Origin of the sequence: Streptomyces antarcticus (assembly GCF_026627255.1) — a bacterium.
Classification (GTDB): Bacteria; Actinomycetota; Actinomycetes; order Streptomycetales; family Streptomycetaceae; genus Streptomyces; species Streptomyces antarcticus.
This window is the reverse complement of the sequence record NZ_JAPNLM010000013.1, coordinates 177,017-203,481: the sequence shown is the minus strand read 5'-3', so window position 1 is coordinate 203,481 and position 26,465 is coordinate 177,017. Positions and strand designations below refer to the sequence as shown.

Annotated in this window: 23 protein-coding genes; 11 read left to right on the top strand and 12 right to left on the bottom strand. The window is 71.8% G+C overall.

Translation table 11 applies throughout. The features are described 5' to 3' along the window. Positions 1-128: 128 nt before the first annotated feature. From OTB16_RS21150 to OTB16_RS21135, 4 genes are all read left to right on the top strand, one after another. Positions 129-878, top strand: a complete 750-nt coding sequence (locus tag OTB16_RS21150; RefSeq protein ID WP_267721890.1) for a TIGR03089 family protein — start codon at positions 129-131, stop codon at positions 876-878. Between the two features lie 189 nt (positions 879-1,067). Next, positions 1,068-2,294 carry an LCP family glycopolymer transferase gene (locus tag OTB16_RS21145; RefSeq protein ID WP_267721888.1) on the top strand — a complete coding sequence of 409 codons (1,227 nt, stop codon included), beginning with the start codon at positions 1,068-1,070 and terminating at the stop codon, positions 2,292-2,294. A gap of 219 nt (positions 2,295-2,513) precedes the next feature. Continuing rightward, positions 2,514-4,244, top strand: a complete 1,731-nt coding sequence (locus tag OTB16_RS21140) for an LCP family protein (protein ID WP_267721886.1) — start codon at positions 2,514-2,516, stop codon at positions 4,242-4,244. 50 nt (positions 4,245-4,294) lie between these two features. Next, entirely contained in the window at positions 4,295-6,061 is a 1,767-nt protein-coding gene (locus OTB16_RS21135) for an LCP family protein (protein WP_420717764.1), read from the top strand. Positions 6,062-6,140: 79 nt separating this feature from the next. Here the strand turns inward: OTB16_RS21135 and OTB16_RS21130 are convergent, their stop codons facing one another. After that, positions 6,141-7,166 (bottom strand): glycosyltransferase family 2 protein, encoded by a 1,026-nt coding sequence (locus OTB16_RS21130; RefSeq protein ID WP_267721882.1) that lies wholly within the window; start codon positions 7,164-7,166, stop codon positions 6,141-6,143. 166 nt (positions 7,167-7,332) lie between these two features. On the opposite strand from OTB16_RS21130, the gene OTB16_RS21125 reads away from it, so the two are divergent. Beyond that, positions 7,333-8,829 carry an LCP family protein gene (locus tag OTB16_RS21125; protein WP_476470171.1) on the top strand — a complete coding sequence of 499 codons (1,497 nt, stop codon included), beginning with the start codon at positions 7,333-7,335 and terminating at the stop codon, positions 8,827-8,829. Positions 8,830-8,919: 90 nt separating this feature from the next. Here OTB16_RS21125 and OTB16_RS21120 read toward each other — a convergent pair whose 3' ends face one another. Then, on the bottom strand, positions 8,920-9,456 hold the full coding sequence (locus OTB16_RS21120) for an acyl-CoA thioesterase (RefSeq protein ID WP_267721879.1): 537 nt from the start codon (positions 9,454-9,456) through the stop codon (positions 8,920-8,922). A gap of 106 nt (positions 9,457-9,562) precedes the next feature. Here OTB16_RS21120 and OTB16_RS21115 point away from each other — a divergent pair, with 106 nt between their 5' ends. Next, on the top strand, positions 9,563-10,900 hold the full coding sequence (locus tag OTB16_RS21115; RefSeq protein ID WP_267721877.1) for an LCP family protein: 1,338 nt from the start codon (positions 9,563-9,565) through the stop codon (positions 10,898-10,900). 91 nt (positions 10,901-10,991) lie between these two features. Here the strand turns inward: OTB16_RS21115 and manB are convergent, their stop codons facing one another. Together manB and OTB16_RS21105 are read right to left on the bottom strand one after the other, a co-directional pair. Continuing rightward, positions 10,992-12,074: a mannose-1-phosphate guanylyltransferase gene (gene manB / locus OTB16_RS21110; RefSeq protein WP_267721875.1), complete on the bottom strand. Its 1,083-nt coding sequence runs from the start codon at positions 12,072-12,074 to the stop codon at positions 10,992-10,994. Between the two features lie 298 nt (positions 12,075-12,372). Further along, positions 12,373-13,020, bottom strand: a complete 648-nt coding sequence (locus OTB16_RS21105; RefSeq protein ID WP_267721874.1) for a hypothetical protein — start codon at positions 13,018-13,020, stop codon at positions 12,373-12,375. A gap of 341 nt (positions 13,021-13,361) precedes the next feature. Between OTB16_RS21105 and OTB16_RS21100 the strand changes: the two genes are divergently transcribed. After that, on the top strand, positions 13,362-13,733 hold the full coding sequence (locus tag OTB16_RS21100; protein ID WP_267721872.1) for a GntR family transcriptional regulator: 372 nt from the start codon (positions 13,362-13,364) through the stop codon (positions 13,731-13,733). Here OTB16_RS21100 and OTB16_RS21095 read toward each other — a convergent pair. Beyond that, entirely contained in the window at positions 13,679-14,851 is a 1,173-nt protein-coding gene (locus OTB16_RS21095; RefSeq protein WP_267721870.1) for an acyl-CoA dehydrogenase family protein, read from the bottom strand. The two genes, OTB16_RS21100 and OTB16_RS21095, sit on opposite strands and share 55 nt — an antisense overlap. A 194-nt stretch (positions 14,852-15,045) precedes the next feature. Between OTB16_RS21095 and OTB16_RS21090 the strand changes: the two genes are divergently transcribed. Then, positions 15,046-16,389: a UDP-glucose dehydrogenase family protein gene (locus tag OTB16_RS21090; protein WP_267721869.1), complete on the top strand. Its 1,344-nt coding sequence runs from the start codon at positions 15,046-15,048 to the stop codon at positions 16,387-16,389. 39 nt (positions 16,390-16,428) lie between these two features. On the opposite strand, the gene OTB16_RS21085 is transcribed toward OTB16_RS21090, so the two are convergent. Continuing rightward, a complete protein-coding gene (locus OTB16_RS21085; protein ID WP_267721867.1) occupies positions 16,429-16,917 on the bottom strand; it encodes a CGNR zinc finger domain-containing protein in 489 nt (162 codons plus the stop codon). A 95-nt stretch (positions 16,918-17,012) separates the two neighbouring features. Here OTB16_RS21085 and OTB16_RS21080 point away from each other — a divergent pair, with 95 nt between their 5' ends. Further along, positions 17,013-17,375, top strand: a complete 363-nt coding sequence (locus tag OTB16_RS21080) for a VOC family protein (protein ID WP_267721866.1) — start codon at positions 17,013-17,015, stop codon at positions 17,373-17,375. A gap of 23 nt (positions 17,376-17,398) precedes the next feature. On the opposite strand, the gene OTB16_RS21075 is transcribed toward OTB16_RS21080, so the two are convergent. The 4 genes from OTB16_RS21075 to OTB16_RS21060 form a co-directional block, all read right to left on the bottom strand. Beyond that, positions 17,399-18,541 carry a membrane dipeptidase gene (locus tag OTB16_RS21075; RefSeq protein ID WP_267721865.1) on the bottom strand — a complete coding sequence of 381 codons (1,143 nt, stop codon included), beginning with the start codon at positions 18,539-18,541 and terminating at the stop codon, positions 17,399-17,401. Positions 18,542-18,719: 178 nt separating this feature from the next. Next, positions 18,720-19,937 (bottom strand): dipeptidase, encoded by a 1,218-nt coding sequence (locus tag OTB16_RS21070; protein ID WP_267721863.1) that lies wholly within the window; start codon positions 19,935-19,937, stop codon positions 18,720-18,722. After that, positions 19,934-20,470 carry a 5-(carboxyamino)imidazole ribonucleotide mutase gene (purE, locus tag OTB16_RS21065; RefSeq protein ID WP_267721862.1) on the bottom strand — a complete coding sequence of 179 codons (537 nt, stop codon included), beginning with the start codon at positions 20,468-20,470 and terminating at the stop codon, positions 19,934-19,936. The genes OTB16_RS21070 and purE overlap by 4 nt, the downstream gene beginning before the upstream one ends. After that, positions 20,467-21,585, bottom strand: coding sequence for a 5-(carboxyamino)imidazole ribonucleotide synthase (locus OTB16_RS21060; protein WP_383906532.1), 1,119 nt, complete (start codon positions 21,583-21,585; stop codon positions 20,467-20,469). The genes purE and OTB16_RS21060 overlap by 4 nt, the downstream gene beginning before the upstream one ends. 233 nt (positions 21,586-21,818) lie before the next feature. On the opposite strand from OTB16_RS21060, the gene OTB16_RS21055 reads away from it, so the two are divergent. Then, the gene (locus tag OTB16_RS21055; protein WP_267721859.1) at positions 21,819-22,385 is read left to right on the top strand and encodes a GtrA family protein; all 567 of its coding nucleotides are present in this window, start codon (positions 21,819-21,821) and stop codon (positions 22,383-22,385) included. A 57-nt stretch (positions 22,386-22,442) separates the two neighbouring features. Here the strand turns inward: OTB16_RS21055 and OTB16_RS21050 are convergent, their stop codons facing one another. Beyond that, complete coding sequence (locus tag OTB16_RS21050) at positions 22,443-23,708, bottom strand: ATP-binding protein (protein WP_267721857.1); 1,266 nt, start codon at positions 23,706-23,708, stop codon at positions 22,443-22,445. A 28-nt stretch (positions 23,709-23,736) separates the two neighbouring features. Then, complete coding sequence (locus OTB16_RS21045; RefSeq protein ID WP_267721856.1) at positions 23,737-24,414, bottom strand: response regulator transcription factor; 678 nt, start codon at positions 24,412-24,414, stop codon at positions 23,737-23,739. A 499-nt stretch (positions 24,415-24,913) separates the two neighbouring features. Here OTB16_RS21045 and OTB16_RS21040 point away from each other — a divergent pair, with 499 nt between their 5' ends. Next, entirely contained in the window at positions 24,914-26,434 is a 1,521-nt protein-coding gene (locus OTB16_RS21040; protein WP_267721855.1) for a peptide MFS transporter, read from the top strand. Positions 26,435-26,465 lie beyond the last annotated feature (31 nt).

Sequence of the window (26,465 nt, the reverse complement as noted above, 5' to 3'; positions counted from 1 at the left end):
TGAACACCCGCACGGCCCGGCGCCAACCGAGAACTGACGATCCGTCCGATTACCGCCGCGTACCCCTCCCCCGTACGGAGGAGCCGAGGCCCCTCGTACGGGGGACGGGCCCGCGTACCCTGTGCCGGGTGAACGCCACTGACCGCACCCCTGCCGACCTGCTGCGATCCGCGCTCGCCGCCGATCCGGGCCGTCCGCTCGTCACCTTCTACGACGACGCCACCGGCGAGCGCGTCGAATTGTCCGTCGCCACTTTCGCCAATTGGGTGGCCAAGACCGCCAACCTGCTCCAGGGCGACCTGGGCGCCGAGCCCGGCGACCGGCTGGCGCTGCTGCTCCCCGCGCACTGGCAGAGCGCCGTGTGGCTGCTCGCCTGCGCCTCGGTCGGGGTCGTGGCGGAGGTGGGCGGCGATCCCGCCGGCGCCGACCTCGTGGTCAGCGGGCCGGACACGCTGGAGGAGGCCCGCGCCTGCTCCGGGGAGCGCGTGGCACTGGCCCTGCGGCCGCTGGGCGGGCGGTTCCCGCAGCCGCCGGACGGGTTCGCGGACTACGCGGTGGAGGTGCCGGGGCAGGGCGACCGCTTCGCGCCGTTCGCCCCGGTGGACCCGCGGGGGCCCGGGCTGGCCGTCGGCGGCGAGGAGCTCTCGTACGCGCAGCTCATCGACCGCGCCCGCGAGGACGCGGTCAAGCTCGGGCTCGGCCCGGGTTCGCGGGTGCTGACCGGCCTCGGCTACGACACCTGGGAGGGCCTCTCGGCCGGGCTGTACGCGGCCCTGGCCTGCGGCGGCTCCGTGGTGCTGTGCCGGAACCTGGACGCCCTGCCGGCGGACGGGCTGGCCCAGCGGGTCGAGAGCGAGCGCGTCACGCACCGCGCCTGACCGGCCGCGTTTCCCGCTCCCCGCGAGGTTCCGCTCCCGCTCCAAACGCGGAGAACGGACTATTTGTCACCCGCCCGGCCCTTGACAGACCCCCGCCCCCGGGCCGCCCCGGCGCGCCGGGGGCAGGATCGGCAATGGCCGCACTCACTCGTACGGCTTGTTGCCGGAGCGGCGAGGGGACTGACGCGGGTGACGGACAGCGCAGGCATACCGGGCGGCGCCGGAGCGGGCGGAGGCACTCCCCCGCCTCCGCCCGTCCGCAGGCGCCGACTGCTGCGCTGGAGCTGCGTCGGGGCCTGCGTACTGGTCCTGGGGGGCGCCGCCGCCGGCTGGTGGCTCTACAGCAGGCTCGACGGCAACATCACCTCGGACACCTCGGCGGAGGCCGAGCTGAGGCGCTACGAGAAGGAGCGTCCGGCGAACCTCGCCACCGGGTCCCAGAACATCCTGCTGATCGGATCGGACTCCCGCTCCGGCAAGGAGAACGCCACCTACGGGACCGACAAGGGCACGCAGCGCTCGGACACGGTGATCCTGCTGCACCTGCCCGCGGACCGGAAGAGCGCGACCGCGGTCTCGATACCCCGGGACCTGATGAGCGACATCCCGTCCTGCCTGAAGCCGGACGGGACCCGCACCGCAGCCCGGTACGCGCAGTTCAACTGGTCGTTCGAGTGGGGCGGGGCCGCCTGCACGATCCGTACGGTCGAGAAGCTGACCGGCATCCGCGTCGACCACCACATGGTCGTCGACTTCGGCGGCTTCAAGAAGATGGTCGACGCCGTGGGCGGGGTGGAGGTCTGCCTCGAGCAGCCGGTGGACGACGCGGCGGCCAAGGCGAAGCTGCCCGCCGGGCTGCACACCCTGCGGGGCGAACAGGCGCTGGGCTACGTGCGCGCCCGGCACAGCCTGGGCAACGGCAGCGACACCGAACGGATGCAGCGCCAGCAGCAGTTCCTCGGCTCGCTGGTCAAGAAGGTGCAGAGCAACGGTGTGCTGCTCAATCCGGCCCGCCTGGTCCCGCTGCTGGACGCGGCGACCTCCTCGGTGACCACCGACCCGGGGCTGGCCTCGCTGCGCGGGCTGTACGAACTCGTCCGGGGCGTACGGGACATACCGACCGACCAGGTCAAGTTCCTCACGGTGCCCCGGAGGCCGTACCCGCCCAATCCCAACCGGGACGAACTGGTGGAACCGGACGCCGCCCGGCTGTTCGAGCAGTTGCGGATGGACCGGCCCGTGACGGTGACCCCGCCGACGCCGCAGGACACGTCGGAGCCCGGTTCCGGGACGGCGTCCGAGCGGCCCTCCGCAGCCGCCACGGAGCCCGCCGAGACCTCCGCGGGAACCGGAACCGCCCCTGCCCCCGTCCCCACTTTCACCGGAACGACGGCGGGCCCGGCCGACTGCCGGTAAAGCAATCCCAAAGGCCGGTGACCGAACCGAGCGTGATGGGCGTTTCGCCCCGTTATCAGGGAAGTGGAATTTGTCACCAGCATGGTTTGCAGCCGAACCTGACGGATAGGGTGAGCGATCCGGTGCCCGGCCGACCAAGAGGCCACGCACCAGCCGGATCGTTGACCGTGCGCCTGGGGGAGGCGCGTCGCGATGCACCGACGGAGGATTCGAGCAACCGTGGATGCGCAAAGCCGTGGGCGGGCCGACGAGATCGACCCCGCAGACCAGTGGGTGATCAACCCCCGCACCGGCCACTACGAACTGCGACTGGCCGACTCCGCTGAGCAGCAACAGCGGCAGCGGCCCTCCGTTTCGGCGCAGCGCAGATCGAGAACCGCTCCGGCCCCCGCACCGGCCGCCCCCTCCCCCGCCGTTCCGGGGCCGCGGCGCGGCGGCGGCCCGCCCGGGCGGCGGACCGGCCGCTCCCGCACGGGCGGTGGCGGCGGCCGCAAGAAGTCGCTGGTCATCACCGGCGGGGCGCTGGCCTTCCTGCTGGTCGGCGGTTCGGTGGCGGGGTACCTCTACTACCAGCACCTGAACGGCAACCTCACCATCACGGACACCGCGGGCGCGGGCACCGGCGGCTTCAGGAAGAACGAGGCCATCAACATCCTCGTCATCGGCACCGACAAGCGCAGCGGTGCCGGTAACGAGGGCTACGGGGACGCGAACAGCCTCGGCCACGCCGACACCACGATCCTGTTCCACGTCGCGAAGGACCGCAGCAACGCGACCGCGCTGTCCATTCCGCGCGACCTGATCACGGACATCCCGGCCTGCCCGACGAAGCAGCCGGACGGGTCGACGAAGGAGATCGGGGCCACCAAGGGCACCCGGTTCAACAACAGCCTCGGGCAGGAGGGGCGCGACGCGGGCTGCACGATGCGTACGGTCAAGGCCCTCACCGGCATCGAGGTCGACAACTTCATGATGGTCGACTTCAACGCGGTGAAGAACCTCAGCACTGCCGTCGGCGGGGTGCCCGTCTGCCTGGAGAAGGCCGTCGACGACAGGGACTCCAAGCTCAAACTGGGCGCGGGCGAACACCGCCTGGCGGGCGAGGAGGCACTGGCGTTCGTACGGACCCGGCACGCCTTCGGCAACGAGAGCGACCTGGACCGCATCAAGACCCAGCAGGCGTTCCTGAGTTCGATGATGCGCGAGATGAAGTCGAAGGAGACGCTGACCAGCCCGAAGAAGTTCTTCTCGCTGGCGGAGGCCGCCACCAAGTCGCTGACCGTCGATCAGGGTCTGGGCTCCATCGACAAACTCACCGACCTGGCGGGCGAACTGAAGGACATCGACCTCAAGAACGTCACCTTCACGACCCTGCCGGTCCTCGACAACCCGGCCGAGAAGGTCAAGGCGACCGTCGTGCTCAACCAGGAACTGGCCGATCCGCTGCTGAAGATGGTCCGGGGGGACGTCTCGCTCACGGAGGTCGAGAAGAAGGAGGCCGCCGCGAAGGAGTCGGCCGACGCCGACGCGAAGGCCAAGCAGGACGCCCTGCTCCAGGGCGGCCGCGCGGCCGCGGCCGACGTACGGGTGGACGTGTACAACGGGGGCGGCCCCAAGGGCTCGGCCTCCACCACCCTGAACTGGCTCCAGAACACCAAGGGCGTGTCCAGGAGCAGCAACCGCGGCAACGCACCCGCGAAGGTGGGCGCCACCCAGCTGGAGTACGCGCCCAACCAGGCCGACCAGGCCCGGGCGCTCGCGGACCTGCTGGGCCTCCAGGCGACCTCCATGAAGGTGGGCACGGCGGACGCCGCGGCGAAGACCCCGATGAAGCTGACGCTGGGTCCGGACTTCAAGGAGCCGGGCACCCCGCTGACGGCGCCGGCGCCCCAGCAGCTGCCCGAGAACGTCCAGCGCACCGAGGCGGACAAGGCGGTCTGCGTGAAATGACCGATCACGGCCGGTAGGACCGGCACCACACGAAGCACGAGGGGATCTTGATGGGGGGACGCGTGAGGCACAGCAGCGTGCGGAGGGAGGGGGCGACCGCTCGGACCGCCGGGACCGCCGGGACCGCCGGAGACACGTCCGGCGGCATATCCGGCGACTCCGGTGACTCTGCCGGCACTGCCGGCTCCGGCGACGGTACGGGCGCCTCCGGCGCGGTGCCTCCGCCGCGGGACGGCTCCCGGGCCGCCCGGCGGGCGGCGGGCGGCCGGCGGGGACGACGGCGCGTGCTGCGCTGGACGGCCTCCGTGCTGTCCCTGCTCATACTCGGCACGGGGGCGGCCGGTTACCTGTACTACCGCCACCTGAACGGCAGCATCCAGACCGACGCCCTCAACCTCGGCGAGAACAAACTGGGCGGCTCCAAGCCCAACGCCTTCGGCCAGACCCCGCTGAACATCCTGCTCATCGGCTCCGACGCGCGTGACGACGCGGCGAACCAGGCCCTCGGCGGCGCCACCGACACCTTCGACGGCCCGCCCCTCGCGGACGTACAGATGCTGCTGCACCTCTCCGCCGACCGCAGCAACATGTCCGTGGTGTCGATGCCGCGCGACACGATCCTGATGATGCCCAAGTGCACCGAGCCGGGCGGCAAGGTGCACGAGGCCAGCAAGGGGCTCGTCCAGACCAACGAGTCCCTCAGCCGCGGCGGACCGGGCTGCACGGTGGCCGCCTGGACGGAACTGACCAAGATCCCCATCGATCACTTCATGATGATCGACTTCAAGGGCGTGGTCTCGATGGCGGACGCCATCGGCGGCGTCCCGGTCTGCGTCGAGCAGAACGTGCACTCCCTCACCCGCGACGGCAAGGGCTCCGGCCTGAAGCTGCCGAAGGGCGAGAGCGTCATCCAGGGCCAGCAGGCCCTCCAGTGGCTGCGCACCCGCTACGGCTTCGAGGACGGCACCGACATCGGCCGCACCCACGCCCAGCACCAGTACATGAACTCGATGGCCCGCGAGTTCCGCAAGAACGCCAAGCTCACCAACCCGGTGAAGCTCAACAGCCTGGCGCAGGCGGCCATCGAGGCCATGGTCGTGGACACCGGCCTCAACAAGATAGACAAGCTGTTCGACCTCAGCATGGAGCTCAAGAAGGTCCCGCCGGGCCGGATCACCATGACCACCATGCCGTGGGTCTACAGCACCCGGTCCGGCATGGACGGGCGGGTCGAGCCCAAGTCGGGCGAGGCCGAGGACCTGTTCCGGATGGTCCGCGAGGACATCGCCCTCGACGGCAAGGGCTCCGGGACGCCCGCGGACCCCGCCGCCTCCCCGTCGGCCGCGACCGGCACCCCGGCGCCGACGGCGCCCGCGGCCCAGCCGACCGCCGCCGCCGAGCCGCCCGCGAAGACCGCGGTCAGCGTCCGCAACGCCTCCGGCGGCAAGGACGGCGCCGAGGCCCCGGCCCGGAACCGGGCGCGCGACGTCACCGCCCTGCTGGGCGGCAAGGGCTACACCAAGGCCGTCGCCGACAACCGGACCGGCGCCGAGGACGTGACGGTGGTCCGCTTCTCCGCCGCGGACCAGGCGGGCAGCGCCGCCGCCCTGGCGACCGCGCTCGGGCTGCCGGCGTCCTCGGTGCAGAAGTCCGGCGAGGTGTCCGGCATCGTCCTGTTCGTCGGCAAGGACTGGCGGACCGGCGACGCGCCGACCCCGCCGCCGCCCGCGCCGACCAAGGCGCCGGACTCCGCCCGCCCGCTCAACGGCGACAACGACCAGGCGTGCATGCCGGTCCAGCCCGGCTTCACCTGGTAGCGGCGTACGTACGAAGGGGCCCGGCGGCTGTGTGGTCACAGCCGCCGGGCCCCTCGCGCCGTGCGTGCCCGCGTACGGGTCAGACCTGCGAGGCGTCGCGCCTGACCACCGGGCGGCGGGTCGCGATCAGCCGCTTCGCCAGCGCGCGCGGGCTCGTCAGGAAGCCGAAGCCCCAGCACAGGTGCATGGTGGCGAGGGCCACCGGGATCCGTACCCGGGCCTTCAGGGGGAGGCCCCGGCCCGCCGGGACCGCGCCGACGACGATGCCCGCGAGGTAGCCGGCCGGGACCGCGAAGCCCCACGGGGTGACGGCCGCGCCGACGACCACGCTCGCCGCGAGGGCACACACGAGCGTCGGCGGGGCGAGGTAGCGCGGGTTGATGGAGCCCGAGTGGTAGCGGGCCACCACGTGGCGCCAGCGCCCGTAGTCCTTGTACTGCTTGGCCAGGGCCCGTACGGAACGCCGCGGCCGGTACTGGACCTTCAGCTCCGGCGAGAACCAGATCAGGCCGCCCGCCCCGCGGATGCGGAAGTTCAGCTCCCAGTCCTGGGCGCGGATGAACTCCTCGTTGTATCCGCCCTGCTGCTCCAGCGCCTCGCGGCGGAAGACGCCGAGGTAGACCGTCTCGGCCGGTCCGGCCCGGCCGCCGGTGTGGAAGGGCGCGTTGCCGACGCCGATCCGGGAGGTCATCGCCGCGGCGACGGCCTCCTCCCAGGCGTTCTCGCCCTCGGCGTGCATGATGCCGCCGACGTTCTGCGCGCCCGTCTCGTCGAGGAGGCGGACGGCGGTGGCGATGTAGTTCGGGGAGAGCATGCCGTGACCGTCGACGCGCACCACGATGGGGTGTCGCGAGGCCTTGATGGCGGCGTTGAGGGCCGCCGGGGTCCGGCCGGTGGGGTTCGGGACGGTGTGGACGCGCGGGTCCTCGGCGACGAGTGCGGCGGCGATCTCGTCGGTGCGGTCCGTGGACGGCCCGAGGGCGATCACCACCTCCATCTCGCCCGCGTACTCCTGTTCCAGGATGTGGCGGACGGAATCGCGGAGGTAGTGCTCCTCGTTGAGCACCGGCATGATCACCGAGACTGCGGGCTGCTGGGCGGGCATGTCGTCCTTCAAGGTCGGGTATCGGTGTCACGTTACCGCGTACGGGGGAACCGGGTGCGCGCCGAATGAGCGGTACGGACAGAAGCTGATCGTATGGGCCTACTGTTCAGCCGAATCAGACGGAACGACCGACCGTCCCCCTGCTGTCCACGCGGAGGTGTCCACCGTGCCCCAGCCGCACCGCCCCATCCGTCCCGCCAGGCCGCCCGAGCCGCAGCGCGCGCGGCGCGGACCCGGCGGCGGCCCGGCCCGGCACCGCGGTGACCGGCCCCGGTGGGGGGTGCGGCTCGCGGCCGGCCTGTCGGTGGTGGTGCTGGGCTCGGGGGCCGTCGGGCACGCCGTGATGACCGGCCTGGACACCGGGATCGAGCGGGTGGACCCGTTCAAGGACATGAAGAACCGCCCCCAGGCCGGGCACGGCATGAACTTCCTGCTGGTCGGCACCGACGGCCGGGAGAAGATCACCCCGGAGGAGAAGCGCGAGTACCGCCTCGGCGGCGCGCCCTGCCACTGCACCGACACGATCATGCTGGTGCACCTGTCGGCCGACCGGGAGCGGGCGAGCGTGATCAGCCTGCCCCGCGACAGCTACGCCGAGGTGCCCGCGCACCAGGACCTGGTCACGGGCAAGGCCCACAAGCCGCACCCCGTGAAGCTGAACGCGGCGTACGCGGAGGGCGGGCCGAACCTGACCGTGCGGACCGTGGAGAACATGACCCGGGTGAAGATCGACCACTACCTGGAGGTCGACTTCACCAGCTTCATGAGGACGGTCGACGCGATGGGCGGCGTGGAGATCTGCACCGCCAAGACCATGCGCGACACCTCCACCGGCCTGGACCTGCTGCCCGGCACGCACCGGCTCACCGGCGGCCAGGCCCTGCAGTACGTGCGCTCGCGCCACATCGACGGGGCGTCCGACCTGGGCCGGATGCAGCGCCAGCAGCGGTTCATCGCCGCCCTGATCAAGCAGGCGACCGGCGGCGGGGTGCTGCTGAACCCGGTCAAGTTCAAGCAGGTCAGCTCCACCCTGCTCGGGTCGGTCCGGGCCGACACCGGCTTCGGTTCGGAGCAGATGCTCGCGCTCGGCCAGGCCATGCGGGACTTCACCCCGTCCTCGTCGGAGTTCGCCTCGGTGCCGATCGGCAGCCCCTCGTACCGGGTCAAGGGCATCGGCTCCACCGTGAAGTGGGACGAGGCGAAGGCGGCCAAGCTGTTCGCGGCGGTACGGGAGGACCGGCCGCTGGCCCCCGCCCGGCCCGGTCCGGGCCGGGGCCGGCCGGCGTCCGTGCCGGTGGACGTGCCGCCGCAGCAGATCCGGGTCCAGGTGGAGAACGGGACGCGGATCGACGGTCTGGGCGGGCGGGTGGACGCGGCCCTGCGCGCCACCGGCTTCGACACCACCCGGGCCCCGGGCAACGGCGCCAGCCGCGAGGTCAAGCGCACGGTGATCACGTACGACCCGCGCTGGGACCGCTCCGCCCGTACGGTGTCCACGGCCCTGCCGGGCAGCGAGCTGCGGGCCGTACCGGGGCAGGGGCGGACCGTGGTGGTGATCGCGGGCGCGGACTACCGCAAGGTGGTTCCGGTGCGCGCGGAGGACCCGTACCAGGGCGGGGCGACCGGGGCGGTCACCGGCGACCAGGTGGTCTGCGGGACGTAGCCGGGGCGGCCGCGGGTGGCGGGGGCGCCGGCGCCGTGACGGCCGGTGGCCGCTGCCGGCCTCGTGGTGGCGGAGGCCGGCCGGCGGCCGTCAGTCGTCGAAGCCCTGCGCCGCCCGCTCCTCGCGCAGCGCCATGATCGCCTGGCGGCGGGCGAGCCGGTGGGTGCGGCGGATCTGGGCCTCCTGGTAGCGCCGCTCGTCGCGCTCGGTCTCCGGGAGCACGGGCGGCACCGTGCGGGGCTTGCCCTCGGCGTCGACCGCCGCGAAGACGAGGTAGGCGCTGCCGACCTGGGTGGCGGGGGTGGACTCGTTCCACCGCTCCGCCAGGACCCGTACGCCGATCTCCATCGAGGAGCGGCCGGTCCAGTTGCACTGGGCCTTCACGTGGACGAGGTCGCCGACGCGGACGGGGGCCAGGAAGGCCATCTCGTCCATGGACGCGGTGACCGCGGGGCCGCCGGAGTGGCGGCCGGCGACGGCTCCGGCCGCGTCGTCCACCAGCTTCATGATCACACCGCCGTGCACGGTGCCGAGGAGGTTGGTGTCGTTCGCGGTCATGATGTGGCTGAGGGTGGTCCGGGAGGCCGCGGTCGGCTTCCCCGGCAGCTCGACCGGTATGTCTGTCATACGCATACCTTAGTTGGGTACCGGAGGCATCAGCTCTGCAACAGCACCGGTACGGAACGCCACCCGGGCTGTCGGACGACACGCCCGGGCGTGCATCCTAGGGCGCATGAATGACTGGCCAGCAGGGCGGAACGGCGACCGCGACGAGCGCGACCGCCCTGACGACGGGTACGGACGCGGCAGCGCGCAGGCGCGGCCCGAGGGCGCGCAGCGGATGCGGCACGTCCAGCGGCAGCAGCCCCCGCGCCCGGCGGTCCCGCCGCCCGGCCGGCGGCCCGGAACTCCGGCGCCGCCCGTACCGGGAGTGCCCCCGCAGCACGCGCAGGGCCACGACACCTACGGCGGCTTCGACAGCGGCTACAACACCGGCCAGGTCTACGGCTCGCCGGCCGGCCCCGCGGGGCCCGGCGGGCCGACGCAGCCGCCGTCGGGGCCCGGCCGCCCCGGGCGGGCGCCCGGCCCGGCTCCGGACTGGCGCAGGCGGATCAAGGTCGGCTCGATCGTGCTGGTCTCCGCACTGCTGGTGACGACGGTCGCCACCTACTTCTGGGCCGACTCCAAGGTGCGCCGGGAGGTGGACCTCGCCAAGGTGATCGAGCGCCCGAAGGAGGGGGACTGCACGACGTACCTGATCGTGGGCTCCGACAGCCGCGAGGGCATGTCCGCCGAGGAGAAGAAGAAGCTCCACACGGGCTCGGCCGAGGGCAAGCGGACCGACTCGATGATGATCCTGGCCAAGTGCTCCAGCGGGAACACGATGATCTCGCTGCCGCGCGACTCGGACGTGGAGATCCCGTCGTTCGTGGGCTCCCAGTCGGGCAAGAAGTTCGCGGGCGAGGGGCGGCGGGTCAAGCTGAACGCGGCGTACGCGGAGGACGGTCCGGAGCTGCTCGTACGGACGGTGGAGCACAACACCGGCCTGCGCATCGACCACTACGCGGAGATCGGCTTCGCCGGCTTCGCGAACATCGTGGACGCGCTGGGCGGGGTGGAGCTCGACATCGAGAAGGCCTTCAAGGACGAGAAGTCGGGCGCCGACTTCCAGGCCGGCAAGCAGACGCTGAACGGCGAGCAGTCGCTGGCGTTCGTACGGACCCGGTACGCCTTCGCCGAGTCGGACCTCCAGCGGACGAAGAACCAGCAGAAGTTCCTGTCGGCGCTCGCGAGCCAGGCGGCGACGCCGGGGACGGTCCTCAACCCGTTCTCGCTCTACCCGATGCTGGGCGCGGGCCTGGACACGCTGATCGTGGACAAGGACATGGGCCTGTGGGACATGGGCCAGATGTTCTTCGCGATGAAGGGCGTCAACGGCGGTGACGGCGTCTCGATGAACATGCCGATCTCCGGTCAGCGCGGCGGGAACCTCGTCTGGGACAAGGCGAAGGTGCAGCAGCTGGTCAAGCAGATCCAGAACGACGAGAAGGTCACCGTCCGCGGCCAGTGAGCGGCGCCCGGCCGGCCGGGTGACGGCGGGAGGGGGTGGCGGGGTCTCCCGCCACCCCCTCCCGTACGTCGGGAGTCAGGAGCCGTCGGTGTCAGGAGTCGGAGGAGAAGCGGATCGCGGCGGCGGGCAGCTCGGCGCCGCACCACACGCGGACGCCGGCGCGGAGCTCGTTGTCGGCGCCGACGACGGCCCCGTCGCCGATGACCGCGCTGTCGAGCACGCTGCGGGGGCCGACCGAGGCCCCGGCGCCGATCAGGCTGGCGCTGACCTGCGCGTCCGGGCCGATGAAGGCCCCGGCCAGCACGATGGAGCCCTCGACGACCGCCCCGGCCTCGATGCGGGCTCCGGCGCCCACGACGGTTCCTCCCGACAGCTTCGCGTCGGCGGCGACCTCGGCGCCGGGCAGCACCAGGGACTCGCCGCGGCGCCCGGGGACGGCCGGGGAGGAGACCACGCCGCGGACCAGGTCGGCGGAGGCCTGGACGATGGCCTCCGGCTTGCCGAGGTCCATCCAGTACGTGTTCTCGGTGACTCCGTGGAGGTTGGCCCCGGAGGCGAGGAGACCGGGGAAGGTCTCGCGCTCGACGGAGACCGGCCGGCCGGCCGGGATGGAGTCGATGACGCTGCGGCGGAAGACGTAGCAGCCGGCGTTGATCTGGTCGGTGATGATCTCTTCCGGGGTCTGCGGCTTCTCCGTGAAGGCCAGCACCCGCCCGTCGGAGTCGGTGGGGACCAGGCCGAAGGCGCGCGGGTCCTCGACCTGCACCAGGTGCAGGGAGACGTCCGCGTCGGCCGCCTCGTGAGCGGAGACGAGCCCGGCGATGTCCAGGCCGGTGAGGATGTCGCCGTTGAAGACGAGGACGGAGGAGTCCGGGCCGCCCGTCAGGCGCTGCGCGGCGTTGCGGATGGCCCCGCCGGTGCCCAGGGGCTCGTCCTCGACCACGTACTCGAGGGTGATGCCGAACTCCGAGCCGTCGCCGAAGTACGGCTCGAAGACCTCGGCGAGGTAGCAGGTGGCCATCACGATGTGCGTGACGCCCGCGGCGGTGGCCCTGGCTATCTGGTGGGCGAGGAACGGGACGCCGGCCGTGGGGACCATCGGCTTGGGCGTGTTCACGGTCACGGGACGCAAGCGCGTTCCTTGGCCGCCGACCAGCAGGATCGCTTCCGTCATTTGCGTTCTCCCCAACCGATTCCTGCGTGCGAGGGTCCAAATTTAGCCCATGCGGGGGGCACTGCCGGGCTCGCGGGCCAGATCCCAGCCGACAAGATCGCCTATGCCGGAACGGGAGCAGTCCGGAGTCGGCCCGGACGCGGGGCAAGGGGACTCCAGGGTTTGCCCCGGCGAAGGGGATGTGTCGCTCGGCCACTACCTGGCCGGCACGCTCTTCCATTCCGTAGCCGTGGTGACGTGCTCACCCAACAGGTCCAGCCCCGAACTGCACTGCCCGCTCCGCTGAGTGGACGAGCTGTCAGGAGGCGAACGGGTTGGCGTGGCCGGGCAGTTGCTGACCAGGACGCAGAAAGCGCTGGCGCCCGTACTCGTCCTGTACCGAAACGAACCCGGCGTCTGTCAGCCGCCGTGCGATCCGCTGTCGGCGGAACTCGCCCAATTTGAACGCTCCGGTCAGGAACGCTGCGAGCGCAGCGCCGCCGGCCAGCGCGGCAACCGGCATCCCGATGATGAGCAGGACGAGGACCAGGACCCCGCACCATCCCCATGCGATCGTCTTCTGGCGCTTGTCCGCGGCCTTGGCCATGACATCGAACCCGATCCGGTCCTTCAGTCGGGCGACGGCCTCATGCGCTTCGGGGAGGGGCTTCAGCGACCCCTGTCGCATCCCGGGTACCGCCCCGCCGTTTCCCGCCTGCGGGTACGCGGCGATGGTGGCCGCCTCGCGGGCACGCGCCTCGGGGCGGGGGTCTCGGTACATCTGGACGAGGACAACCGAGTTGTTCTGCCCCCCTGTCCGGTGCGATTCACCGTACTCAAAGCCGTACTGCTCGGCCATGTAGGCCAGGGCGGCCAGCCGTCCTGTGGACATCTCGGGGCCGATTTCGATGACGTCCTGGCGGGCGATCTGCCGGAGTATTCCTGATATCTGGCGTTCTGTAAGCATCCTTGTTTCCGCCTCACCCGCGCACTGACGACTGACAGCCGCAGAGCATAACCGCACCAGGAGAGAGGGATTCCGCTTGGGTCGGGCCGAGGGCGCCTGCCCAGGGTGCCGACTCCGGGAACGAGTCGGCACCTCCCGTTCATCCGTACGCGGAAGCGTAGACGTTGAACCCTGGTCCCCATCCGGCGTGCACCTCGGAGACGACCATGGGGTCCATGGTGAGCCGTTCGCACCGCACGCACATCCGGGTTGACGCGCGACCATGAGGAGGGTTACTACCCCCGCCTACCCCCCTGGGGTGGCTATGGCAGGTCCCTGGTGGCCACCTAGGGTCGTGGGCCATGAGTGCTGACCGGGAAGGACCAGTTCCGCCGTACCGTCAGATCGCAACGATCCTGCGTGCACGTATTGGGGACGGAAGCATCCCGCCCGGACGTCGTATCCCCAGCCTGGTGGCCCTGGAGGAGGAGTTCGGCGTTGCACGGGACACCCTCCGCAGGGCAGTACAGGTACTCCAAGGACGAAGGCTTGGTGCATACCGTCACGGGCATGGGCGCCTACGTCCTCGACGCGTCCGGCAAGTAGCCCACTGCCCGCAAACGCGAACGACCCCCGGCGGTATGCCGGGGGTCGTTCGCGTTTGCGCAGGTCAGACGTGCTACGGCAGGTTGCGGGCCATCACGATCCGCTGGACCTGGTTCGTGCCTTCGTAGATCTGCGTGATCTTGGCGTCGCGCATCATGCGCTCCACCGGGTAGTCGCGGGTGTACCCGTAGCCGCCGAGGAGCTGGACCGCGTCCGTCGTGACCTCCATGGCCACGTCGGAGGCGAAGCACTTGGCCGCCGCGCCGAAGAAGGTCAGGTCCTCGTGGGGACCTCCGGAGGAGACGCGCTCCGAGCGGGCGGCCGCCGAGTAGGTCAGCTGGCGGGCTGCCTCGATCTTCATGGCCATGTCCGCGAGCATGAACTGCACGCCCTGGAAGTCGCCGATCGGCTTGCCGAACTGCTTGCGCTCCTGGACGTAGCCCTTGGCGTAGTCCAGGGCTCCCTGGGCGATGCCGAGCGCCTGGGCGGCGATGGTGATGCGGGTGTGGTCCAGGGTCTTCATCGCGGTGGCGAATCCGGTGCCCTCGGCGCCGATCATGCGGTCGGCCGGGATGCGGACGTTGTCGAGGTAGACCTCGCGCGTCGGGGAGCCCTTGATGCCGAGCTTCTTCTCCGGGGCGCCGAAGGACACGCCCTCGTCGCCCTTCTCCACGACGAAGGCGCTGATGCCCTTGGAGCGCTTCTCGGGGTCGGTCACGGCCATGACCGTGTAGTACTCGGAGACGCCCGCGTTGGTGATCCAGCGCTTGACGCCGTTGAGCACCCAGAAGTCCCCGTCGCGCACGGCGCGGGTCTTCATGCCGGCGGCGTCGGAGCCCGCGTCCGGCTCGGAGAGGGCGTACGAGAACATCGCGTCGCCCTTGGCCAGCGGGCCGAGGTACTTGGCCTTGAGCTCCTCGGAGCCGGAGAGGATCACCGGGAGCGAGCCGAGCTTGTTCACGGCCGGGATCAGGGAGGAGGACGCGCAGACGCGGGCCACCTCCTCGATCACGATCACGGTGGCGAGGGCGTCGGCGCCCGCGCCGCCGTAGGTCTCGGGCACGTGGACGGCGTGCAGGTCGCTGGCGACCAGGGCGTCGAGGGCCTCCTGCGGGAAGCGGGACTCCTCGTCGACCGCGGCGGCGAACGGCAGGATCTTCGCCTCGGCGAGCGAGCGGACCGACTCGCGGAGCATGTCGTGCTCCTCGGCCGGGCGGTACAGGTCGAAGTCGGCAGAACCCGCCAAGACTTTCACTCCCCAAAGGTGATGCGTGATGCTAACTACCGTTAAGTAACCCCAAGCTTAGTGTCCGGCGTCCGTATGGCGATATGGACCGCCCACGTGAGTTGCGTGACAGCTGGGGCCGCCTGGGGAACGTCCCCCCTGCCAGGCACGACTATGCTCGTGGCCGCAAACGGCCCCGCACCTCTGGAGCACCCATGGCCCCCCTCAGGATCACTGTGATCGGCACCGGTTACCTAGGCGCCACGCACGCCGCGGCGATGGCCGAGCTGGGGTTCGAGGTGCTCGGGCTGGACGTGGTTCCGGAGAAGATCGCGATGCTGGCGTCGGGCCGGGTGCCCATGTACGAGCCCGGGCTGGAGGAGCTCCTCGCGGCGCACGTCGCCGGGCTGCCGGGCTCCACGGGGCGGCTGCGGTTCACCACCTCCTGGGAGGAGGTCGGCGCGTTCGGCGACGTCCACTTCGTGTGCGTGAACACTCCGCAGAAGCACGGCGAGTACGCCTGCGACATGTCCTACGTGGACGCGGCGATGGCCTCGCTCGCCCCGCATCTGACGCGCCCGGTGCTGGTGGTCGGCAAGTCCACGGTGCCGGTCGGCTCGGCGGAGCGCCTGGCGGCGAAGCTCGCCGAGCTGGCCCCGGCGGGCGCGGACGTGGAGCTGGCGTGGAACCCGGAGTTCCTGCGCGAGGGCTTCGCCGTGCAGGACACCCTGCACCCGGACCGGATCGTGATCGGCGTCCAGGGCGAGCGCGGCGAGAAGCTGCTGCGGGAGGTGTACGAGACGCCGATGTCGGAGGGGACCCCGCTGGTCATCACCGACTTCCCGACCGCCGAACTGGTCAAGACGGCCGCCAACTCCTTCCTCGCGACCAAGATCTCCTTCATCAACGCGATGGCGGAGGTCTGCGAGGCGGCCGGCGGCGACGTGGTGAAGCTGGCGGAGGCCATCGGCCACGACGAGCGGATCGGCAAGAAGTTCCTGCGGGCCGGCATCGGCTTCGGCGGCGGCTGCCTGCCCAAGGACATCCGGGCCTTCATGGCGCGGGCCGGCGAGCTGGGCGCCGACCAGGCGCTGACCTTCCTGCGGGAGGTCGACTCCATCAACATGCGGCGCCGCGGGCACATGGTCGAGCTGGCGCGCGACGCGGTCGGCGGCTCGTTCCTCGGCAAGCGGGTCGCCGTGCTCGGCGCCACGTTCAAGCCCGACTCGGACGACGTCCGCGACTCGCCCGCGCTGAACGTGGCCGGGCAGATCCACCTGCAGGGCGGCCAGGTCACCGTCTACGACCCCAAGGGCATGGACAACGCGCGGCGGGTCTTCCCGACCCTCGCGTACGCCGACTCCGCGCTCGCGGCGGCCCGCGGGGCCGAGGTGGTCCTGCACCTGACCGAGTGGCGCGAGTTCCGCGACCTCGACCCGGCCGAGCTGGCCTCGGTCGTCACCGACCCGCTCGTCCTCGACGGCCGCAACGCCCTCGACCCCGAGCGCTGGCGCGCGGCCGGCTGGACCTACCGCGCGATGGGCCGCCCGCGCGCGTAGCCGGTCTCCGGCCGCGGCGTACGTCCCCGGCGCGGCCGGTCAGCCGCGGGCGCGGTAGGTGCGCATCTTGGCGCGGCTGCCGCAGGCCGACATGCTGCACCAGCGGCCGCGGCCCGCCGGGCTGCGGTCGTAGTACGCCCACCGGCAGTCGTCCGCCGCGCAGGCCTTCAGCCGGGGCCAGGTGCCGTCCGCGGCCGCCCCGGCGACGGCCTCGGCGACCCCCGAGGCCAGGGACGGCTCCCCCGCGGGGACCAGGACCGCGGCGCCGGCCGCGTCGACGCGTACGGCCAGCGGGGCCGCGGCGAGCAGCCGGTTCAGGCGGTCGGCCGCGCCGGCCGGGAACGCGTGGCCCGCGTGCGCGAACAGGGCCTCGCGCAGCGCTTCGCGGAGTTCCGCCGCGTCCGCGAGGACCGCGCCGGACAGGCCGAACTCGGCCGCGAGGCGGTCGTCCCCCGTGTCCACGCTCAGCGTGTTGACGAGTTGTTCCACCAGTGCGAGCCCGCCGGGTGCCGGTGCGCGTCCACTCATGGACACGACGTTACCTCTTGGCTTCGGCAAGAGGTAACGCGTAGAGTCGCGGTTACCGCTTGAAGTCATCTACCGGTAACCGCTAGGAGAGAACCATGGCCGTCGCCACGCTCGGCACCGTCGTCCTCGACTGTCCCGACCCGCCCGCCCTCGCCGCCTTCTACGCCGGCCTGCTGGGCGGCACGCCCAGCACCGGGGACGACACCTGGGTGGACCTGGAGGGGCACGGGGGCACCCCGCTGGCCTTCCAGCTGGCCCCCGGCCACGTACCGCCGAAGTGGCCGGCCCCGGAGGGCTCGCAGCAGTTCCACCTGGACCTGACCGTGGAGGACCTCGACGCGGCGGAGGAGCGCATCCTCGCCCTGGGGGCCGTGCCCCTGGACGCCGGTGACCGGGCCCGCTCCTGGCGGGTCTACGCCGACCCGGCCGGGCACCCGGTGTGCCTCTGCGCCGGCTAGGGGGCGCCGCCGCCCGCGGGCGGCTAGGGCGACGAGCGGCGGTGCTGGGCCGCGCGGGACGTGAACTCCGCGTCGCGCAGCACCCGCTGGGCGTTGCCCCAGGTCAGCAGGGCGAGGTCGGCCTCCGGCCAGCCCCGCTCCAGCAGCTCCGCGATGAGCTTCGGGTAGCCCGAGGGGTCCGTGAGGCCCGCCGGGCGGGGGCTGCCCGGTTCGGAGCCGAAGGCGGCGCCGAGGCCGACGGCGTTCGGGCCCGCCACGGCCCGTACGTGGTCCACGTGGTCCGCCACCGCGTGCAGGGAGTCGCCGGTGCGCGCGGGGTCGAAGGTGACCATCGCCAGCCCGTCGGCCGCCCGCAGCGCGAGCAGGACCTCGTCGGTGACGTTGCCCGGGTGGGGGTTCAGTGCGGCCGCCGCCGTGTTCGAGATGATCACCGGCGCCTTCGAGGCCCCGGCCACCTGGCAGGCGGTCGCCGGCGGGCAGTCGGTGAGGTCCAGCAGCACGGCCAGCCGGTTGGCCTCCTTGACCACCTCGTGGCCGAAGGCCGTCAGGCCGTCCTGCGCCCAGGGCGCCCCGGCGGGCGCGAGGATGCGTACGCCCAGGGCGTGGAAGGCGCGCAGCGCGCCCAGCGAGTCGGTCAGCGTACGGCCGGGGACGGGGCCGAGGAACGAGGCGATCCGGTTGCGGTTGCGGGCGTCGGCCATGTCGTCCGCGGTCAGGCCGAGGAGGAGGCTGTCGGGGTAGTCCCGCACCAGGGTCAGTGCGACGTCGATCTGCTCCAGGGTGTCGGAGACGACCCGGTCGGCGGCCGCGGCCCCGCCCGGGCGGCCCGACGGCACGAGCAGGGACCAGAACTGGGCCCCCACTCCCCCGGCGCGCAACCGCGGGATGTCGGTGTCCACGCCGGCGTCCGGGGTGCCGATGTCGTGGTACGGGCTCTGGCGCAGGGTCCAGACGAGCGTGTTGCACCCGTCCGCGACGGGATGCACGGACAGCAGCGCGGCGGCCCGGTCGAGGGCGCAGGGCAGCGCCGCGGGAACGGCCGGCGCCGCGGGAACGGCCGGCGCCGCGGGAACGGCCGGCGCCGCGGGAACGGCGGGAACCGCGGGAGCCGGGAGGTACTCCGCTCCGATGCCCACGGAGTGGGGTTCATCCTGCAGGTCGGCCATGGCGTTCGCTCCGGTCTCGGCGGCAGCAGGGAGAGGTGGTGCCACCGTGACATGTGGGACGCCTGGATCGCCCGGCGGATGGGGCGTTCGGGTGTAACCGACAGGTCACACCAGGTCATCACATCCGCCGGGCTGCGGGCTGCGGGCCCCGTCGGGCCCGCAGCGGGCCCCGTCGGGCCTACGGCACCGGCGGGATCACCGCGTTCGACGGGCCCCGGGTCTCCGCGAGACCGCGCGCCACCGATTCCGCGTCGCGCAGCGCCCGTACCGCGTTGGACCAGGTCAGCTTCGCCAGGTCGGCCTTCGACCAGCCGCGGTCCAGCAGTTCCGCGATCAGGTTCGGGTAGCCCGCCACGTCGTCCAGTCCGGACGGGGTGAAGGCGGTGCCGTCGTAGTCCCCGCCGATGCCGATGTGGTCGATCCCGGCCACCGCGCGCATGTGGTCCAGGTGGTCCGCCACCGTGGCGGCGTTGGCCACCGGGCGCGGGCGCCGCGCCTCGAAGGCCCGGTGCAGGGCCATCGCCGCGGGCGTGGTGTCGAGGTGGTGGAAACCGTGCGACCGCAGGTTCTCGTCCGCGGCCAGGGTCCACTCGACGGCGGCCGGGAGGATGAACTTCGGTACGAAGGTGGCCATCGCGACCCCGCCGTTGGCGGGCAGCAGCGCCAGCACGTCGTCCGGGATGTTGCGCGGGTGGTCGCACACCGCCCGTGCGGAGGAGTGCGAGAAGATCACCGGCGCGGCCGAGACGGCCAGCGCGTCGCGCATCGTCGTCGCGGCCACGTGCGAGAGGTCGACCAGCATGCCGACGCGGTTCATCTCGCGGACGACCTCGCGGCCGAAGCCGGTGAGGCCGCCGTGGCGGGGCTCATCGGTCGCCGAGTCGGCCCAGTCGATGGTGTCGTTGTGCGTGAGCGTCATGTACCGCACGCCCAGCCGGTACAGGGCGCGCAGGGTGGCCAGCGAGTTGTTGATCGAGTGGCCGCCCTCGGCGCCCATCAGCGAGGCGATCCGGCCGTCGGCGCGGGCCCCCTCCATGTCGTCCGCCGTCAGCGCCCGCACCAGGTCGCCGGGGTAGCGGTCGATCAGCTGGGCGACGACGTCGATCTGCTCCAGGGTGGCGCTGACCGCCTCGTCGCCCGCGTAGTCGGAGCGCACGTACACCGACCAGAACTGCGCCCCGACCCCGCCGGCGCGCAGCCGGGGGATGTCGGTGTGCAGGTGGGCGGACTGGTCCTGCGCGATGTCCCGCCGCGCCAGGTCGTAGCGCACCTTCCCCCCGTCCTCCGGACGGGGGGACCCCATGCGCAGCGCCCAGGGCAGGTCGTTGTGGCCGTCCACGACGGGGTGCTCGGCCAGCAGCCCGCGCGCCTCGTCCAGGCGCTGCGCGGCGCTCACTTGCCGAATCCGAAGGAGTCCGCTCCCGCGACCTTCGCCCGCAGTCGCTTGCCCTTGTCGGTGGCCTGGTCGTTCAGCTCCTGCTGGAACTCCCGCATCCGGCCCAGCAGCTCCGGGTCGTGCGCGGCCAGCATCCGTACGGCGAGCAGTCCGGCGTTGCGCGCGCCGGCGACCGAGACGGTGGCGACGGGAACTCCGGCGGGCATCTGGACGATCGACAGCAGCGAGTCCATGCCGTCGAGGTATTTCAGCGGCACCGGCACGCCGATGACCGGCAGCGGGGTGACGGAGGCGAGCATGCCCGGCAGGTGGGCGGCCCCGCCCGCGCCGGCGATGATCGCCTTCAGGCCGCGTCCGGCGGCCTGCTCCCCGTACGCGACCATCTCGCGCGGCATCCGGTGCGCGGAGACGACGTCGACCTCGTACGGGATCTCGAACTCGTCCAGGGCCTGGGCGGCGGCCTCCATGACCGGCCAGTCGGAGTCGGAGCCCATGACGATGCCGATGACGGGACCAGCGGCGGAGGTGCTCATTCGGTGACCGTTCCTCTGAGGTAGTCGGCAGCGTGGCGTGCGCGCTCCAGCACGTCGTCCAGGTCGTCGCCGTAGGTGTTGACGTGGCCGACCTTGCGTCCGGGCTTCACGTCCTTGCCGTACATGTGGATCTTCAGCTGCGGGTCGTGGGCCATGCAGTGCAGGTACGCCGCGTACATGTCGGGGAAGTCCCCGCCCAGCACGTTCGCCATGACCGTCCAGCGGGCGCGGGGGCGCGGGTCGCCCAGCGGGAGGTCCAGGACCGCGCGCACGTGGTTGGCGAACTGGGAGGTGACGGCGCCGTCCTGGGTCCAGTGGCCGCTGTTGTGCGGGCGCATGGCCAGCTCGTTGACCAGGATGCGGCCGTCGGTGGTCTCGAACAGCTCCACGGCCAGGTGGCCGGTCACGCCCAGCTCCTTGGCGATGCGCAGGGCGAGGGTCTGGGCCTCGCCCGCGAGCTCTTCGGAGAGGTTCGGGGCGGGGGCGATCACCGTGTCGCAGACCCCGTCCACCTGGACGGACTCCACGACGGGGTAGGCCACCGCCTGGCCGTGCGGGGAGCGGACGATGTTGGCCGCGAGCTCGCGGACGTACTCGACCTTCTCCTCCGCGAGGACCGGGACGCCCGCCTTGAACGGGGCCTCCGCGTCCTCGGGGGTGCGGACGAACCACACGCCCTTGCCGTCGTACCCGCCGCGCACCGTCTTGAGGATGACGGGGAAGCCGCCCACCTCGTCCGCGAAGGCCGCCGCGTCCGCCGGATCGCGCACGATCCGGTGGCGGGGGCTGGGCGCGCCGATCTCGTCGAGCTTGGCGCGCATCACCCCCTTGTCCTGGGCGTGCACCAACGCGTCGGGCCCCGGGCGGACGGGGATGCCGTCCGCTTCCAGGGCCCGGAGGTGCTCGGTGGGCACGTGCTCGTGATCGAAGGTGATCACGTCGCAGCCGCGCGCGAAGGCGCGCAGTGTCTCCAGATCGCGATAGTCGCCGATGACGACGTCGCTCACGACCTGGGCCGCCGAGTCCTGCGGGGTGTCACTGAGGATCTTGAATTTGATGCCGAGGGGGATGCCCGCCTCGTGGGTCATGCGGGCGAGCTGTCCGCCGCCGACCATGCCGACTACCGGGAACGTCACGCCTCCAGGGTATCCGGCGGTATTCGGCCATCGGGACCCGCATCCGCGCGCCCCCGGTCCGGACCGGCCGGTGTGCCGTGCGTCGCACGGTGCCCGAAGGCACAGACGGAGTACGGGGGCGACACTTAACATGGCCGGGTCGGCGGGAAGAGCCGACGCAGAGAACCGGACGCCCCGCGCGGGGCGGTGACCGACAGGGACTGAACCATCAGATGAGCACGCCGGGGAACGGATCCGTCCTCGAACGCGTACGCGACCTCGTACGGGAGGTCGCGAAGTTCGGGGCGGTCGGCGGTCTGGGTGTGCTGGTCAATCTGGGTGTCTTCAACCTGATCCGGCACACGACCGACCTCCAGGTGGTGCGCGCGAGCGTGATAGCCACCGTCGTGGCCATCGCCACGAACTACCTCGGTTTCCGGTACTTCGCCTACCGGGACCGCGCGCAGAGCGGCCGGACGCGCGAGCTGACGCTGTTCGCCGCCTTCAGCGCGATCGGCCTGGTGATCGAGAACGGCGTGCTGTACGCCGCCACGTACGGGTTCGGCTGGGACGGACCGGTGGCGAGCAACGTGTTCAAGTTCGTCGGCATCGGGACGGCCACCGTCTTCCGCTTCTGGTCGTACCGGACGTGGGTCTTCAAGGCCCTGCCCGAGGCGCCGGCCGCACCGGAGCCCGCGCCCGGGCCCGCCGCGCAGCCCGCGGCGCAGCCCGCGGCCCGGCCGCGTACCGGCACCTCCCCGGGGCCGGTCCCCGAGCAGCGGGCGCCCGCGAACTCCTAGCCCGCCGCGCACGCCTCTGCGCCCGTAGGGCCGTACGCCCGTACGCCCGTACGCCCGCTAGCGGACCGTGGTCTCCGGGTCGGCCCGCTCCGGGGCCGTCCGGCTGAGGAACAGCGCGAACACCGGCGGCTGCGCCTGGAGCAGTTCCAGGCGGCCGCCGTCCGCCTCCGCGAGGTCCCGGGCGACGGCGAGGCCGATGCCGGTGGAGTTGCGGCCGCTGATGGCCCGCTCGAAGATCCGGTTCCCGAGGTCGGGGGGCACCCCCGGCCCCTCGTCCGTGACCTCCAGCACCGCCTGGTTGCCGATCACCCGGGTCCGCAGGGCGACGGTGCCGCCGCCGTGCATCAGGGCGTTCTCCACGAGGGTGGCCAGCACCTGCGAGACGGCGCCGGGGGTGCCGACGGCCCGTACGCCCTGCTTGCCGGAGCGGACGATGGCCCGGCCGGCGCTGCGGTAGGCGGGGCGCCACTCCTCTTCCTGCTGCTTGACGACCTCGTCCAGGTCGAAGGGGACCGCCGAGCCGGTCCGCGGGTCCCGCGAGTTCGTGAGCAGCCGCTGCACCACGTCCGTGAGCCGCTCGACCTGGGTCAGGGCGATCGTCGCCTCCTCCCTTACGGTCTCCAGGTCGTCGGTGACCGTGATCTCCTCCAGCCGCATGGACAGGGCGGTGAGCGGGGTGCGCAGCTGGTGGGAGGCGTCTGCGGCCAGGCGCCGCTCGGCGGTCAGCATGCGGCCGATCCGCTCGGCGCTGGAGTCCAGTACGTCGGCGACCCGGTCCAGCTCGGGCACCCCGTACCGCTTGTGCCGGGGGCGCGGGTCGCCGGATCCGAGGCGCTCCGCCGTCTCGGCGAGGTCGGTGAGGGGGGAGGCCAGCCGGTTCGCCTGCCGTACGGCGAGGAGTACGGCCGCCACGACCGCCAGCAGGGCCACCGCGCCGACCACGGCCAGGGTCCGCACGACCTCCCGGGTGACCGTGGAGCGGGCCTCCTCCACGACGACGACCTCGCCCTGCTCGCCGCGCGCGGTGCCCCGGATCACGGATTCGTCGATGCGGTCGCCCACCTCGACGGCCGGCTGCCCGGGGATGGTGATCCGGGCGTACTTGCCGTTCTCGAGCAGTTCGGCGAGCGCGGCGGTGTCCACCGGCTTCTTCTCCAGGACGTCGGACTCCACGACGCCCACCAGCCTCAGCGCATCGGACTCGATCCGGTCCTGGGCGCTGCTGCTGATGGTGCGGGTCTCCACGATGACCAGGGAGACGCCGAAGACGGCGATGACGACGAGCACCACGGCGAGCGTGGAGTTGATCAGGCGGCGGCGCATGCCCTAGAGCATGCCCCAGGAGGGAGGATCAGCTCTTCTCGAAGCGGAAGCCGACGCCGCGGACGGTGGCGATGTAGCGCGGATTGGCGGCGTCGTCGCCGAGCTTCTTGCGCAGCCAGGAGATGTGCATGTCGAGGGTCTTGGTGGAGGACCACCAGGTGGTGTCCCAGACCTCGCGCATCAGCTGGTCGCGGGTGACGACCCGTCCGGCGTCCCGGACCAGGACGCGCAGCAGGTCGAACTCCTTGGCCGTCAGCTGGAGCTCCTCCTCCCCCATCCAGGCGCGGTGCGACTCGACGTCGATCCGGACGCCGTGGGTGGCGGGGGGCTGGCTCGCCTCGGTGGCGCCGCGCCGGAGCAGGGCCCGTACCCGGGCGAGGAGCTCGGCCAGCCGGAAGGGCTTGGTCACGTAGTCGTCGGCGCCCGCGTCCAGGCCGACGACCGTGTCGACCTCGTCCGCGCGGGCGGTGAGCACGAGGATCGGGAAGCCGTGGCCCCCGGCGCGCAGCCGGCGGGCGACCTCCAGGCCGTCCATGCCCGGCAGGCCGAGGTCGAGGACGACGAGGTCGATGCCGCCCTGCAGTCCCGCGTCCAGGGCGGTGGGGCCGTCCTCCCGGACCTCGACCTCGTACCCCTCCCGGCGCAGGGCGCGAGCCAGGGGCTCCGAGATGGATGCGTCGTCCTCGGCGAGCAGTACACGCGTCATGTGGGTGATGGTAGTCCGCAGGAAGTCCACGCTGGGGCCTGCCGGCGTACCCCTGTGGAACTGGGCATACGAAGGGCCGATGACCTTCGAATACGGTCAGGCGGTTCCCCGGAATCCTGTGATCCATATCTCAAGTCCTTCCATATGCCGCAGTGTCGTGTCGTATGGTGGCGAGACGCCTGATGCACTACTCAGGGGACCTTTGTGCCGAAAAGCGCGCCGGAGGTCTTCGATTCTGTTCGGGCCGGTTTGGCTGTCCTCACGCACCGACGCGACGGGCCGCCCTGTCCGGTGCGATGACAGTGAATGACCTGTGGGCCGGGCCCTGCGCGCGATGGTGCGCGACGGGCGTGGATCCCGGCGACGGACGTTCCACCGCTCCCCCTCCGGGTGCGGACCCCGAGGCGTGGGGCGGAACTCCGGCCGCCGGTGCCGGCCACCCCCACCGGGCGCTACCGGGCTCACGAGGCCCAGCGTCCCGAGCAAGCAAGGATCGACCATGGCTTCCAGCCTGACGACGGCCTCACCGAGCCCCGCTCACGAGAAGACCGTCCTCGGCCACCCGATCGGCCTGGCCACGCTGTTCATGACCGAGATGTGGGAGCGGTTCTCCTACTACGGCATGCGTGCGCTTCTCGTCCTGTACCTGGTCTCCGGCGGTGTGGACGCCGCGACCGGAAGCCAGGGCGGCGGGCTCGGCTTCACGGCGGCGACGGCCACGGCGATCTACTCCGTGTACGTGGCCATGGTCTACCTCATGGCCCTGCCCGGCGGCTGGTTCGGTGACCGCGTCTGGGGCGCCCGCAAGACGGTCGCCATCGCCAGCTTGGTGATCATGGCGGGCCACGTGGCGCTCGCTGTGCCCGGCCAGCTGGCGTTCTTCGTCGGCCTGCTGCTGGTCGCGATCGGCTCCGGTCTGCTGAAGGCCAACATCTCCACGATGGTCGGCCACCTGTACAAGGACGCGGACGACTCGCGCCGTGACAGTGGCTTCACGATCTTCTACATCGGCATCAACGTGGGTGCCTTCGCAGCGCCGCTCGCCATCGGCACCATCGGCGAGACCGTCAACTGGCACCTCGGCTTCTTCCTCGCCGCCATCGGCATGGGCGTCGGCCTGGTCATCTTCCTGCTGGCCGGCAAGACCCTGAGCCCGAAGAGCAGCATCGTCCCGAACCCGCTGTCCCCCGCCGAGCGCAAGACCGTGATCGTCAAGGCCCTCGCCGTCCTGGCCGCCGTCGCCGTCTTCTACGGCGCCGTGGTCGCGGCGGACATGTTCACCATCAAGTGGGCGCTGTACCCGATCACGATCGCCGGTCTGATCATCCCGGTCGCGGTGCTCGTGCGCATCAAGCGGGACAAGGACCTCTCCGCCGGTGAGCAGACCCGGATGAGCGCCTACATCTGGTTCTTCGTGGCCGCTGCCGTCTTCTGGATGATCTACGACCAGGGCGGTTCGACCCTCTCGCTGTTCGGTGACAAGAGCTCCGAGCGCAACCTGCTCGGCTGGGAGGTTCCGACCGTCGTCTTCCAGTCGCTGAACCCGCTCTTCGTCGTGGCCCTGGCCCCGATCTTCGCCGCCGTGTGGGTGGCCCTGGCCCGCCGCAACCGCGAGCCCAGCACCATCGTGAAGTTCTCGATCGCCCTGGTCATCGTCGGCGCCTCGTTCTTCGTCTTCGCCGTGCCGCTGAGCCAGGTCGCGGGCAACGACACCAAGGTCACCATGTGGTGGCTGGTGCTGATCTTCCTGATGCACACGATCGCCGAGCTGTTCCTTTCACCGGTCGGCCTGTCGGTCACGACGAAGATGGCTCCGCAGAAGTACGCCTCCCAGATGATGGGCGTCTGGTTCCTGGCCGTCACCGCCGGTGACTGCATCACCGGTCTGCTCAGCCTGGCCGACGTGAAGCTGAACGGCGTCGGGGTGATCCTCTTCCAGGCGGCCGCCGCCGTGCTCGCCGGTGTCGCGATCTACATGTACCGCAAGAAGGTCAACGCGCTGATGGGCGACGTGAACTGACCCCTCCCCGCCCCGTGGGACGAACGGCCCG

Bases quoted from the DNA above. Each gene is read 5' to 3' on its own strand.
- OTB16_RS21135 (WP_420717764.1), top strand. From the start codon at position 4,295: ATGGGGGGACGCGTGAGGCACAGCAGCGTGCGGAGGGAGGGGGCGACC.
- OTB16_RS21130 (WP_267721882.1), bottom strand. From the start codon at position 7,166: ATGCCCGCCCAGCAGCCCGCAGTCTCGGTGATCATGCCGGTGCTCAAC.
- OTB16_RS21120 (WP_267721879.1), bottom strand. From the start codon at position 9,456: ATGACAGACATACCGGTCGAGCTGCCGGGGAAGCCGACCGCGGCCTCC.
- OTB16_RS21115 (WP_267721877.1), top strand. From the start codon at position 9,563: ATGAATGACTGGCCAGCAGGGCGGAACGGCGACCGCGACGAGCGCGAC.
- manB (WP_267721875.1), bottom strand. From the start codon at position 12,074: ATGACGGAAGCGATCCTGCTGGTCGGCGGCCAAGGAACGCGCTTGCGT.
- OTB16_RS21105 (WP_267721874.1), bottom strand. From the start codon at position 13,020: ATGCTTACAGAACGCCAGATATCAGGAATACTCCGGCAGATCGCCCGC.
- OTB16_RS21100 (WP_267721872.1), top strand. From the start codon at position 13,362: ATGAGTGCTGACCGGGAAGGACCAGTTCCGCCGTACCGTCAGATCGCA.
- OTB16_RS21090 (WP_267721869.1), top strand. From the start codon at position 15,046: ATGGCCCCCCTCAGGATCACTGTGATCGGCACCGGTTACCTAGGCGCC.
- OTB16_RS21085 (WP_267721867.1), bottom strand. From the start codon at position 16,917: ATGAGTGGACGCGCACCGGCACCCGGCGGGCTCGCACTGGTGGAACAA.
- OTB16_RS21080 (WP_267721866.1), top strand. From the start codon at position 17,013: ATGGCCGTCGCCACGCTCGGCACCGTCGTCCTCGACTGTCCCGACCCG.
- OTB16_RS21075 (WP_267721865.1), bottom strand. From the start codon at position 18,541: ATGGCCGACCTGCAGGATGAACCCCACTCCGTGGGCATCGGAGCGGAG.
- purE (WP_267721862.1), bottom strand. From the start codon at position 20,470: ATGAGCACCTCCGCCGCTGGTCCCGTCATCGGCATCGTCATGGGCTCC.
- OTB16_RS21060 (WP_383906532.1), bottom strand. From the start codon at position 21,585: ATGGTCGGCGGCGGACAGCTCGCCCGCATGACCCACGAGGCGGGCATC.
- OTB16_RS21055 (WP_267721859.1), top strand. From the start codon at position 21,819: ATGAGCACGCCGGGGAACGGATCCGTCCTCGAACGCGTACGCGACCTC.
- OTB16_RS21050 (WP_267721857.1), bottom strand. From the start codon at position 23,708: ATGCGCCGCCGCCTGATCAACTCCACGCTCGCCGTGGTGCTCGTCGTC.
- OTB16_RS21045 (WP_267721856.1), bottom strand. From the start codon at position 24,414: ATGACGCGTGTACTGCTCGCCGAGGACGACGCATCCATCTCGGAGCCC.
- OTB16_RS21040 (WP_267721855.1), top strand. From the start codon at position 24,914: ATGGCTTCCAGCCTGACGACGGCCTCACCGAGCCCCGCTCACGAGAAG.